Genomic DNA, 12,074 nt, shown 5'->3' with positions numbered 1-12,074 from the left:
ATGTTGATGAATTTAGCGATTGTGGCAGCCCTGTTGCTGGCAGTATCTGCGTTGATGTTATGTTGGCCACGGCAGATGAAAGCCGGCCAGCAATTGGACCGGAAAAGTTTGTTTGCCGAAAAGCTGGCGCTGCTCACCGATGCCCGCGAGCTCGGTGAACTGTCCGAACAGGATTTTGCCATCGCAGCCGCGGAACTTAAAAGTCAGTTTCTGGCGCCATTGCCGGATGCTCAGCAACTGCAGGGCCACTCAACTCGCAGTGGCTGGCTGGCTTTTGGTCTGTTGGTGGTCCTGACCTCAGCTGCCTATGTCCTGACCGGCCAATATCGTGAGTTACAACACTGGCAGCAGGCGCAAGACAATCTGGCCAGCTTTGGTGAACGGGCATTGCTGGGCAAAGGCGAAGCGCTGAACGATAAAGAGCTGGCGCAATTTGCGCTGGCGCTGCGCACCAAGCTCGCCGACACCGGCGATGATGCCGTGGCCTGGTTTGTGTTAGGTCGTATCTGGTTTAGTCAGGGGCAAGTGCCGGAATCTATTGAAGCTTTTGAAAAGGCGCTCAGCCTGACGCCTGAACGCACCAACTTACTCATTAGTTACGCGCAGGCTTTATTAGTCGAAGGCTCAGAAGAGAATGTCAAAAAGGCCGCGCAAAGTTTAGGTGTGGTGCTGAGTAAAGATGCCGGCAATATCGACGCGCTGTCGATGTTGGCGTTAATAGCTCAGCAACGTGGCGATACCAAAGAAGCCCGCGCCGCCTGGGAAGTGTTACTGGCACAACTGCCTAAAGACGACCCGCGTTATGCACAGGTGCAACAGCAGCTGGCGCAGCTGGAGCTTCAACCTCAAGTGTCTCAGCAACAAGCTTCGCAGCAAAACGGTGAAACACCGGACGGTCCTGTGTTAAATGTGACTTTGACCATCCCGCAAGCAGTCGCTGATGCCAATGCCGGTGCGACTTTGTTTGTGTTTGCTCGCGCCACTGAAGGCATGTCGTTGCCGGTTGCTGTGCAAAAATTGACGTTGAAAGCCGGCACAATGCAAATTCAACTCGATAACAGCCACAGCATGCAAAGCGGCTGGAACTTATCGGCAGTGAAAAGCGTCACAGTGGGGGCTCGTATCAGCCGCAGCGGTTCAGCCACGCCGGATCCGACTGATCTGCAGCTAAAATCGGCAGAATTAAGCTTGTCGGCAACGCCGCAGCAGGTGGATTTAAGTTTCTGACCACCGCGAGCATGAATAACTGAGTGAAAATACGGCAAAATCGTGTAAAAACTGCAGTGAGCAGTGATCCACGACCGCGGCGCAGGGTATAATCCCGCGCCTTTTTTCTTATTGCAACAGGACGCAACATGCATTTCATCAAAACTGCAGCGCTGCTGCTGACGCTGTTACTGGCAGGTTGTGCCAGCAAACCAGAATCGGCCAATACGGCATCCAATGACCCGCGTGATCCGCTGGAGTCGGTCAACCGCAAAACCTGGACGCTGAACTACGAATACCTCGACCCTTATCTGCTGCGTCCGGCCACAGTTGGTTACATGACAGTGACGCCAAAGCCAGTACGCACTGGTTTGGCCAATATGGTGCAAAACCTCGATGAACCGGCCAGTTTTATCAATGCCGTGCTGCAAGGTAAACCAAAAAGCTCAGCCATTTCTGCTGGCCGTTTCCTGGTGAACAGTACCGTCGGCGTGCTGGGGTTCTTTGATGTGGCGTCTCACTTTGAATTACCGCTGCAAAACGAAGATTTCAGCCAGACGCTGGGCGTTTGGGGTGTTGGTCACGGCCCTTACGTGATGGTGCCAGGCATGGGCCCAACCACAGTGCGCGACGCCACAGGCCGGGTGGTTGATAACCTGTATTTCCCGTTGGCACTGTTAAACACGCCGTTGTCGATTGGCCGTTTTGTCATCAGTGCGCTCGATGGCCGCGAACAGCTGATGGCGCAGGAAAAACTGTTAAACGATTCGCTCGACCCTTATCTGTTTGTTCGTGATGCTTATTTCCAGCGTCAGGATTACAAACAATATGACGGCAATCCACCGCAGGCTGAAGTCGATGAAGAGGCGTTAGAAGCCTTTATCGAATAGCCGGTTGCCGCAAACGCCGGGCTGACCAGTGCAGCCCGGCTTTTCATTTCTGCTCAGCTGCGGTATAAACGGCTGGCAAAAATCAGAAACACCCGCGTCTTATAATTATTAGAAACAGGAAACCACCATGACCCAAACCCCTGTGACTCAGCCACAGCCTGCGCTGCTGTGCTGCAAGATGAACCGGAGCTGCCGATGAACCAGGTAGCAGCTAAACAATTTGATACGTTGTGGGGCCACCCCAAACCGCTGTGGATGTTATTCATGGCAGAATTTTGGGAGCGTTTTGCCTTTTACGGCATCCGTTGGGCGTTAACGCTGTATATCGTTGCGCAGTTTTATGAAGGCAATGCCGCTGGTGAAGCTGACGCCAGCCGTTATTACGGTGCCTATCTGGCGCTGGTATATGCCACTGCGATTTTCGGTGGTTATGTCGCTGACCGGGTGATTGGTTATCAGCGCTCGATATTACTTGGCGCTGTGGTGATGTCGATTGGTCTCTTTATGATCATGATCCCAAGCCTTGAGCTGTTCTTGCTGGGCCTTGCAGTGATTGTGGTTGGTAATGGTCTGTTTAAGCCGAATATCTCGTCGCTGGTTGGTCAGCTGTACGAACAAGGTGATGACCGCCGCGACCGTGGTTTCACCATTTTTTATATGGGGATTAACCTTGGTGGTATGTTGTCGCCGTTAATCACCGGCTGGTTAGCCAGTGAAATTTTTGGCACGCCACAACATCAGAACTACAAAGCAGTGTTTGGCGCTGCCGGTGTGGGTATGTTGTTAAGCACCATCTGGTTTTATATCGGCCGTGCCCAGTTAAAAGGCATTGGCGTGGTGCCGGAAGATAAACCGGCCGGTAAAATGCTGGCTTACGTTATTGCGGGTATTGTTGTGGCAATACCGACAGTCTATTTCCTGATGGCCGGCATGGGTGCGCAAACCTTAGCCTGGGTCCTCGGCGTGTTGTTTATCATTGTTGCGCTGATGCTGCTGGTGGAAGGCAAACAAAACGGCACAGTGCAGATGCATCGTGTTTGTGCCTTGCTGCTGTTATTCGGTTTTAACGTAACCTTCTGGATGTTCTTTGAACAGGCTGGTAGTTCCTTTACTTTCCTCGCCCAGAATCTGGTGAATCGCGATGTATTCGGTGATGCCAGTTTTATCTTCCCAACCGGTTGGTTCCAGTCAGTAAACTCGCTGGCGATTATTGTGTTTGCCCCTATCGTCAGTGCGGTCTGGTATTTCACCAGTAAACGCAAAATGGAACCGACTATTCCGTTTAAGTTTGGTCTGGGTTTACTTGGCAACGCCTTAGGCTTTTTAGTGCTGATGTACGCCTTGACGCAACTGGTTGATGGCAATGGTCTGATCCCATTATGGCCGCTGGTACTATGTTATGTGCTGCAGTCAATTGGTGAGCTGTGTTTGTCACCGATCGGCCTGTCTATGGTCACCAAGCTGGCCCCAGTACGTTATGTCGGCCTCGCGATGGGTGCCTGGTTCTTATCAGTAGCAACTGGTAATAACTTGTCAGGCCTGCTGGCTGGTGAAATTTCCGGTGAAACCGGCATGACAGTGCAATCTGCATTAGCGGGCTTTAGCTTCAGCTTCTATCTGCTGTTAGGTGCCGGTATTGTGCTGCTGGTGATTTCGCCGTTGATTAATAAACTGATGCATGGCGTGAAATAACGCTGCTGCGTCAAATAAAAAAGCGCCGGTTGGCGCTTTTTTTATGACTGACGTCTGTAGTGACTATAACTGCAGCTGCCGCCGCGCCTGTGTCAACAATGGGCGGACTAATGCAAAAGTGACTGGTCTGGTCAGCAGCGGATACAGCAGCACCAGCGCCACCGCAAAACCAATGCCTTGCCAGATGTTGTCAGCACGGGCGATCAGCATAAAGGGTGGGATTAACACACAAAGCTTCCAGACATTGAGGATAAGCTTCTGCGGCGTCGGCAGCTGATCAGAGGCCCGGCGTAAAACCGCCATCCGGTCGCGAAAATTCAGTTGCTGCAGTTCAGGTAAAGCACGACTGTTCCAGAACATAACATACCTTTATTCATTCAATTTACCGGTTATACGCGGTAGCGGCTGCCGCAGATTAGCCAGAATCAAGCCCGCCAAAAACCGCGTCGCCGGAAATAACAAAGGCCGGTACGCCGGCCTTTGGATGATGCAGCCCCAGATTAAGCGAGTTTGGCCAAAATCTCTGCCACCACGTCATCAATCGACAACAGCGATTTTTCGCCGCTGCGACGGTTTTTGTACTCGACCTGACGCTCATCCAGATTGCGCTCGCCAATGACGATATGGTGCGGCACACCAAGCAGCTCCATATCAGCGAACATCACACCCGGCCGCTCTTTACGGTCGTCGAATAACACTTCTACACCGGCCGCGGTCAGCGCCTGGTAGAGCGCTTCGGCGGTGTCCTGAATGCGCACAGATTTATGCATATTCATCGGCACTAAAGCGACCTGGAATGGTGCGATAGCGGCAGGCCAGATGATGCCGTATTGGTCATGGTTCTGTTCAATCGCCGCCGCCACAATACGGGACACGCCGACGCCATAACAGCCCATCGTCATGATCTGATGTTTGCCTTCTTCATTCAACACGCCGGCTTTCATCGCTGCGGCGTAACGGTCGCCGAGCTGGAAGATATGACCCACTTCAATACCACGTTTAATCACTAAGTGACCTTTGCCACAAGGGCTTGGGTCACCTTCGACCACATTACGCAGGTCAGCGACTTCATAAGCTGCGATGTCGCGGTCGAAGTTGACGCCGGTTAAGTGATAACCATCTTTATTGGCGCCACAAACAAAGTTTGCCAGCACAGCGGCACTGCGATCAGCAACGATACGAATAGATAAACCAACCGGGCCCAGTGAGCCGGCTGAGGCGCCGGTGACGGCACGGATGTCGGCTTCAGAGGCAAAGGTCAGCGGGCTTTGGATGCCGGCCAGTTTCTCCGCTTTGATTTCGTTCAGGTCATGGTCACCGCGTAATAACAGTGCGACCAGCGGCTGCGGGCCTTTTTCATCTGTGCGCTCGCCGTACACCAATAATGTTTTGATGATTTGGCTGGCGTCAACGGCCAACAATGCGGCAACTTCAGCGATAGTGCCGGCATTTGGTGTGGCGATTTCTGTGACAGGCGCTGTCGCTGGAGGCCGTGGCGTGGTCGGGGCCAGTGCTTCGGCTTTTTCGATGTTGGCCGCATAATCGCTGGCATCAGAAAACACGATGGCATCTTCACCTGATGAGGCCAGGACGTGGAATTCGTGGGAGACAGCGCCACCGATGGCGCCGGTGTCTGCCAAGACCGGGCGGAACTCAAGGCCTAAACGGGTAAAGATATTGCTGTAGGCCTGATACATCGCCTGATAGGTTTTTTCCAGACATTCCTGACTCAGGTGGAAAGAGTAGGCATCTTTCATCAGGAATTCACGCGCGCGCATCACACCAAAACGTGGCCGGCGTTCGTCGCGGAATTTGGTCTGGATTTGGTACAAATTCAGTGGCAGCTGTTTGTAGCTGCTGACTTCTTTGCGCACCAGGTCAGTGATGACTTCTTCATGGGTTGGGCCCAGAACAAAGTCACGCTGGTGGCGGTCTTTAAAACGCAGTAATTCTGCGTCCATTTTTTCCCAGCGGCCGGATTCCTGCCAGAGTTCAGCCGGTTGCACCATCGGCATCAGCACCTCAATAGCGCCGGCTTTGTTCATTTCTTCACGGACAATAGCTTCAACTTTGCGCAGCACCCGGATGCCGTTCGGCAGCCAGGTGTACATGCCGGACGCTTCACGGCGGATCATGCCGGCACGCAGCATCAACTGATGGCTGATAATTTCGGCATCGGCCGGCGTTTCTTTTAAGGTGGATAACAGGTACTGACTGGTGCGCATTGCTGAGTTCACTCTGAAATACAAATAATTTGGCCCTATTCTAACAAGGGGTTTAGTCGGGCAGAAGGGTGATTTGCTGTTTTCTCAAACCTGATTGTACTTGCTGGCCGGCGCCCATGCCGCCAAGGCTGTATACCTCACCGTCGATTTCGATAAGATTGCGCAAGTCCATGACCGCTTCAGTGGTTTTTCCACGCCGCCATTTTTGTGTTGCGAGCTGATATAACCAGACCTGATTGTCCGGTTCAGCTGGTTTGCCGTTGTAACCGATGCCGTTGTAATTGTAAGGCGTGGAGCTGCCACCAATAAAAGCCAGATAACGCTCGCCGTCGACAGCAACCGGCAGTGCGGCCTGACGGTAACGTGCGGTGCCGGTTGGATGCGGGATAGCTTTCCAGCTGATTTTGCGCGCATTGCTGCTGTCGATATCGCCACGATAACAGGCCGGGCTTGCGACATAGCTGCGCTCGCCCGCTGGATTTAACGCGGTGGCAACGCCGTCACAGACCACCATGACATTGCCGTCAATTGCACCCGCATGGCCAAACACCGGAGTGCCGGGGAAAGGTGTCGCCTGAGACCATTTTTGCGTGAAGTTATCAAATACCTGCACCAGGTTAATGTTGCCGTCGTTATGCCAGCCGCTGATGAGGTAGATATAACGGCTCTGATAAGCAAGGGCGACACTGTCGTCGACCGCCACCGGCATATCCGGCAATTTGGTGTAGTTTTTACTGATCACACTAAAACGATAGCTGTCCGGCTGTGTGACTTCTGTACCATCGCGGGCCACAGAATAACCACCAAACAGATAAAAGTTTTGTTCCAGCACAGTCGCCGTCATCGCGAGACGGCTATTGTGGCCAAGACTATTGGGTACATTCGGCAATTTTTGCCAGCTGCTGTCGCCGGCTAGCAACATCCAGGCTTTGCTGTGGGCGTCGGCAGCCGTTTTGCCTTCGCCAAGCCCGGCGAAACTGGCAACATAAGTTTTACCGCGGATAGTAGTCGTTAAAACCGGATTATTACTGACCGGCTCCGGTAACGGCGGCAGCGTCTGCGCCAGGGCTGGTGTCAGCAGCAGGCTCAGCAGTAACGTGCTGTTCAGGGAGTACGAAAATGTCGGTAACGTGGTTGTGGTTGCCATCGACTGTCCATTTGATGTTGTAGTGATACAAAGTCATACCATAAGTTTGTAAGTCTTCGCGCTGTTTTTTATATGGTGGCCGCGGGTCCTGTTTCAACACTTTTTCGATAAACAGCTGCAGGTGTGGATATTGACGCTGCTTTTGACAAAACTGCACAGCTGCCTCACTGAAACTGACCGTCATCGCAGTTTCTGGCGCAGCATCAGCAAAACCGCTCAACGCATCTGGTAAAGAATCTGAATAGGGCAGATACGGCTTGATGTCTAATACGGGGGTACCATCAAGCAGATCAATGCCGGATAAATGTAATACCAGTAATTCGCCGCGCCGGCTGACACCTTCCAGTTTGACCACAGACAAACCAATCGGATTGGGCCTGAAAGTGGCGCGGGTAGCAAACACACCTTTTTTGGTATTACCGCCAAGGCGCGGTGGCCGCACCATGGGTGACCAGCCTTTGTCCGCCGTTTCGTGGAACACAAACACCAGCCACAAGTGCGAAAAAGCTTCGATGCCGCGCACTATCGCATCATCGGCATAAGGCGGATGCAAAACCAGTTCCCCGCGCGCTTCCGGAATAAGGCCTGGCTGGCGTGGAATGGCAAATTTCTGTTTATAAGGCGACTGGATAAATCCGAGCGCCGGGAAGTTAAATGTATGGTCCATGGGCAGAACAACAATCTCTCTCTGGTATCTTCTGACATTATCCGGTGCTGCTGGGCAAACAACAAGGTTCAGCCGCTTCGGATGCAGAAGTGCTTGCTCTTGGCTGTCTGGGTGTCTAGAGTGATTTGTTTGCCAATGAAGTAGAGAGTTGTGATTCGATGGAACAGAAAACACTATTGATTGAATGCCCGGATTCAAAAGGCCTGATCGCACAAATTACCAATATTTGTTACAAGCATCAGCTGAATATCACCCGCAATACCGAATATGTCGACCCGGATTCCGGCCGCTTTTATATGCGCACTCAGCTCGAAGGCATATTCAATGATCATACATTGTTGCTGGACCTGGACCGCGCTTTGCCTCACGGCAGTGAACGGCAATTAGTGGGCACCGCAAAAAAACGTGTGGTGATTCTGGTCACCAAAGAAGCACATTGTCTCGGCGATATTCTGATGAAAGTGTTTGATGGCTCGCTGGAGCTGGATATTGCGGCAGTTATCGGTAATCACCCACATTTGCAGGCACTGACGGAAAAATTCGACCTGCCTTATCATTTTATTGATCATCAGGGCGTAAGCCGGGTAGAACATGAACAATTATTAGCGGCACAGATCGCACAGTATCAGCCGGATTATCTGGTGCTGGCCAAGTTTATGCGCGTATTAAGCCCGGATTTTGTTGCTGCCTATCCAAATCGAATCATCAATATCCATCATAGTTTTCTACCGGCGTTTATCGGTGCTCATCCTTATCGCCAGGCCTTTAATCGCGGCGTGAAGATCATTGGCGCAACCGCGCATTTTGTCACCGATCATCTGGATGAAGGGCCAATCATCAAGCAAATGGTAACTAATGTTGACCACACATATAGTGCAAAAGATATGGCAAAAGCCGGCCGAGATGTGGAAAAAAATGTGCTGACCAAAGCGCTGGAACTGGTGGTTGAAGACCGGGTGTTTGTACACGGCAATAAAACCGTCATACTCTGAAAAACAATATGAGGATCCACAATGCAGCCAAGAACAGTAGAGTTTCGTTTTCTGGCCGAACCAACCCATGTCAACTTTGGCGGCAAAGTGCATGGTGGCATGGTGATGAAATGGCTGGATCAGGCTGCATATGCCTGTGCCGCGCGCTGGAGCGGGCTGTATTGCGTCACTGTGTCGGTGGGGACTATTCGCTTTCGTCGGCCTATTCTGGTCGGTCATTTAGTGGAACTGGAAGCTAAAGTGGTGCACACCGGTAGTACCAGCATGCATATTTTTGTGCAGGTGCGCTCTGGTGACAGTAAAAGTGGCGAGTTGGCGGAAACCAATCACTGCATCATCACCTTTGTTGCACTGGACGAGCAGGGCAATACGGCCAAAGTCCCGGCCTGGGTGCCGGAAACCGCCGAAGATCAGTTTCTCGAACGATATGCCATTCAAATGAAGCAGTTTTCCCAGACTGTCGAACAGCAAATGCTGGATTTCTATCAGGAGCAGCAGCATGCAAATTAAAGCGTATTGGCTCAGTGCGTTGCTATTTGTTGTTGGTCCTTTATCTGCAGCAGAGCAGCTCACACTCAGTGCGGAATTGGAGCCACTGCGGCCTTATATCGGTAAAACCTGGCGCGGTCTGTTGTCACAGCCGGGACAACCGGAAATGATTGATATCAGCCGTTGGGAACGGGCGCTGAATGGTACAGCGATTAAAATCATTCACTCGGTGAATCAAGGGGAATATGGTGGTGAGACGATGCTGTTTTATGACAAGAAACAGCAGGCGCTGGTTTATTATTATTTCACCACCGCCGGTTTTTATACGCATGGCACTATGTCGGTAGACAGCAAAACGAAGACGCTGACAGCGGAAGAAACGGTGGAAAATAATGCCAACGGCATTACCAAAGTTCGTTCTTCATCGAAGTTAGCTGACACCACACTGACAACGACCTCAGAATATCTGCAGCAAGGCAAATGGGTCGCGGGTCACAGTGCCGTCTATACAGAGGCACCGGATGCGCAGGTTGTATTTAAATAACTATTTGTCTTTCAGATCGTCGGTCATATCCAGCGCATAGATATTGTCGATTTGGTCGGCGCTGGAGTGGCTGACTTTTAAATCTTTCACCCGGCCGTTGCGCAGGCTATACACCCAGCCGTGCACTGCCAGTTCTTGGCCACGGTCCCAGGCATCCTGCACCACACTGGTATGACACACATTACGCACTTGCTCCATGACATTGAGTTCGCACATGCGGTTTTGCCGCTCTGCTTCCGTTTCCAGCGCCTCAAGTTCTGCTTTGTGCATGGTGTAAATGTCTTTGATATTACGTAGCCAGTTATCCACCAGGCCGACTTTTTGTTTACTAATAGCAGCATTAATGCCACCACAGCCGTAATGGCCACAGACGATGATATGTTTCACTTTCAGAACATCAATGGCGTATTGCAATACAGACAAACAATTGATGTCTGCATGCAGTACCAGATTGGCGACGTTACGATGCACAAATAACTCACCTGGTAATAAACCAACAATATCATTGGCCGGAACCCGACTGTCTGAACAGCCGATCCAAAGATACTCAGGTGCTTGTTGTGCCGACAATTTCTTGAAAAATCCTGGCGCTTCCCGCTCGATACGGTCAGCCCATGCCTTATTGTTTTCGAACAAGTGTTGTAAAGATTGCATCTCAGATCCCCGGACAAATTTGGGCTAAGATACCTGAATTCGGCTCAAATGCCAGCACCGACCAGCTAGGATTCTTGTAATCTGCTGTGGAAATTATTATATCCCCATTTCTTTTTTTATTGAATATCACTAAGATGTCGTCAGATATTATATCGCTAACATAGAAGGTTCGCTGTATGTCATTATTACTTGATAAACGTGAGTTAAAAAAAGCAGCAAAAGAGTTGTCTGTATTAAAATTACAGGAAGTAATTGATGTATTAAAATCGGTACTGGATGAGCGGCAAAAAGAATCTGAAGTCTTGGAAAAAGTGCGCGAATTCGCCCGTGCTCAAGGCTTCACGCTAGAACAGCTGGGTTACAAATTAAATGCCGAAGGCACCGTTGTATTGAATCAGGAAGAAGAAGTACAACAGGATGATGCCAAACGTCCGGTGAAGCCAAAGTTCAAAACAATTAATAAAGAAAGCCAGTTCTTCTACGTTGAAAATGGTCAGTTGCAGTTGCTGAAAACTCATACGATGAAAAAAGCACTGAACGACAAAGGTATTGACGTAGTTCCTTTCTCAAAAGTTGAGAAGAAATATGTGAAACAGATCGACGCTCTGTTAGCTGAAGCAGGTAGCCAGGCGCTGCTGAACTATAATGCTAAAGTTGACGTGTGGAATGAGTGGGCTGCGGCGCATCATGAAGAGATCCTGACTAAGCGTTAATAGGCGACGCGAAATATCAGTTAAAAAAAACAGGAGCTAAAAGCTCCTGTTTTTTTATGCCTGATCGTGATGGGTGGCTGGTTACTTCGGCTGCGCATCCAGCGACTGGCCATTGATATGCACGCTTTGGTCTGACATCAGATACAGATACAGCGGCATAATCTCGGCCGGCGTTTTGAGCAGGCGCTGATCTTCACCCGGATATGCGGCATTGCGCATTTTGGTGCGCGTGGCACCGGGATTGATACAGTTCGTGCGGATAGTTGAATGCTCGTACTCATCAGCAATCAGCTGCATCAATCCTTCGGTGGCAAATTTTGACACCGCATAAGGCCCCCAGTAAGCGCGGGCTTTTTTCCCAACGCCGGATGACGTAAAGACCAGCGACGCCTGAGGTGCCAGTGCCATCACAGGTAATAAAGCTTGCGTCATCAGCATCGCGCCTGTCACGTTGACCTGCATAATTTTCTGCCAGGTTTCCAGATCGATATGCTCAAAAGGTGTCAACACGCCAAGCATACCGGCATTGTGTAACAGACCATCGAGTTTGCCGAATTCTGCTTTAATAGTATTCGCCATGTCGGTGTAATGTTGTTTGGTGGCACCGTTTAAATCCAGCGGCACTATCGCCGGCTCCGGCGCACCGCTGGCGACGATTTCATCGTATACGGCTTCGAGTTTTTTTGTGGTTTTGCCAAGCAGGATCACTGTCGCGCCGGCTAGAGCAAAAGAGAGCGCGGCCTGACGGCCAATACCGTCACCGGCACCAGTGACTAAAATCGTTTTACCTGCCAGTTCATCTGGCTTTGCCTGAAAATTATGCATGAGAAAACAACCTGTGCAGCTGCTGAAATC

At 50.9% G+C, this 12,074-nt stretch carries 13 protein-coding genes; 7 read left to right on the top strand and 6 right to left on the bottom strand.

Features of this window, described 5'->3' with window-relative positions; genetic code table 11:
• From ccmI to Q399_RS0118255, 3 genes are all read left to right on the top strand, one after another.
• Complete coding sequence (ccmI, locus tag Q399_RS0118265) at positions 1 to 1,227, top strand: c-type cytochrome biogenesis protein CcmI (RefSeq protein WP_031571051.1); 1,227 nt, start codon at positions 1 to 3, stop codon at positions 1,225 to 1,227.
• Between the two features lie 128 nt (positions 1,228 to 1,355).
• A complete protein-coding gene (locus Q399_RS0118260; RefSeq protein ID WP_031571049.1) occupies positions 1,356 to 2,096 on the top strand; it encodes an MlaA family lipoprotein in 741 nt (246 codons plus the stop codon).
• Positions 2,097 to 2,291: 195 nt separating this feature from the next.
• Positions 2,292 to 3,788 (top strand): peptide MFS transporter, encoded by a 1,497-nt coding sequence (locus Q399_RS0118255; protein WP_031571046.1) that lies wholly within the window; start codon positions 2,292 to 2,294, stop codon positions 3,786 to 3,788.
• A gap of 63 nt (positions 3,789 to 3,851) precedes the next feature.
• On the opposite strand, the gene Q399_RS0118250 is transcribed toward Q399_RS0118255, so the two are convergent.
• The 4 genes from Q399_RS0118250 to tsaA all read right to left on the bottom strand — a co-directional run bounded on the left by Q399_RS0118250 (position 3,852) and on the right by tsaA (position 7,827).
• Positions 3,852 to 4,148, bottom strand: a complete 297-nt coding sequence (locus Q399_RS0118250; protein WP_031571043.1) for a DUF6170 family protein — start codon at positions 4,146 to 4,148, stop codon at positions 3,852 to 3,854.
• A 140-nt stretch (positions 4,149 to 4,288) separates the two neighbouring features.
• Entirely contained in the window at positions 4,289 to 6,013 is a 1,725-nt protein-coding gene (locus Q399_RS0118240; protein ID WP_031571040.1) for a proline--tRNA ligase, read from the bottom strand.
• Positions 6,014 to 6,065: 52 nt separating this feature from the next.
• Positions 6,066 to 7,067: a Kelch repeat-containing protein gene (locus Q399_RS0118235; protein WP_245612936.1), complete on the bottom strand. Its 1,002-nt coding sequence runs from the start codon at positions 7,065 to 7,067 to the stop codon at positions 6,066 to 6,068.
• Complete coding sequence (gene tsaA / locus Q399_RS22395) at positions 7,039 to 7,827, bottom strand: tRNA (N6-threonylcarbamoyladenosine(37)-N6)-methyltransferase TrmO (protein WP_084164507.1); 789 nt, start codon at positions 7,825 to 7,827, stop codon at positions 7,039 to 7,041. The genes Q399_RS0118235 and tsaA overlap by 29 nt, the downstream gene beginning before the upstream one ends.
• A gap of 158 nt (positions 7,828 to 7,985) precedes the next feature.
• Here tsaA and purU point away from each other — a divergent pair, with 158 nt between their 5' ends.
• The 3 genes from purU to Q399_RS0118215 are packed head-to-tail and all read left to right on the top strand — an operon-like array spanning position 7,986 to position 9,852.
• Entirely contained in the window at positions 7,986 to 8,819 is an 834-nt protein-coding gene (gene purU / locus Q399_RS0118225) for a formyltetrahydrofolate deformylase (RefSeq protein ID WP_031571032.1), read from the top strand.
• Between the two features lie 21 nt (positions 8,820 to 8,840).
• Positions 8,841 to 9,329 (top strand): acyl-CoA thioesterase, encoded by a 489-nt coding sequence (locus Q399_RS0118220; RefSeq protein WP_031571030.1) that lies wholly within the window; start codon positions 8,841 to 8,843, stop codon positions 9,327 to 9,329.
• A complete protein-coding gene (locus Q399_RS0118215; RefSeq protein WP_031571027.1) occupies positions 9,319 to 9,852 on the top strand; it encodes a hypothetical protein in 534 nt (177 codons plus the stop codon). The genes Q399_RS0118220 and Q399_RS0118215 overlap by 11 nt, the downstream gene beginning before the upstream one ends.
• Here the strand turns inward: Q399_RS0118215 and can are convergent, their stop codons facing one another.
• Entirely contained in the window at positions 9,853 to 10,506 is a 654-nt protein-coding gene (gene can, locus Q399_RS0118210; protein WP_031571024.1) for a carbonate dehydratase, read from the bottom strand.
• A gap of 176 nt (positions 10,507 to 10,682) precedes the next feature.
• Between can and Q399_RS0118205 the strand changes: the two genes are divergently transcribed.
• Positions 10,683 to 11,219: an H-NS family histone-like protein gene (locus Q399_RS0118205; protein ID WP_031571022.1), complete on the top strand. Its 537-nt coding sequence runs from the start codon at positions 10,683 to 10,685 to the stop codon at positions 11,217 to 11,219.
• 81 nt (positions 11,220 to 11,300) lie between these two features.
• Here Q399_RS0118205 and Q399_RS0118200 read toward each other — a convergent pair whose 3' ends face one another.
• The gene (locus Q399_RS0118200; protein WP_031571020.1) at positions 11,301 to 12,044 is read right to left on the bottom strand and encodes a YciK family oxidoreductase; all 744 of its coding nucleotides are present in this window, start codon (positions 12,042 to 12,044) and stop codon (positions 11,301 to 11,303) included.
• Positions 12,045 to 12,074: the final 30 nt, after the last annotated feature.

Source organism: Rheinheimera texasensis DSM 17496, assembly GCF_000711985.1.
GTDB classification, from domain to species: Bacteria; Pseudomonadota; Gammaproteobacteria; order Enterobacterales; family Alteromonadaceae; genus Pararheinheimera; species Pararheinheimera texasensis.
The sequence above is the reverse complement of the archived record's forward strand: the minus strand, read 5'-3'. Positions and strand labels throughout refer to the sequence as shown.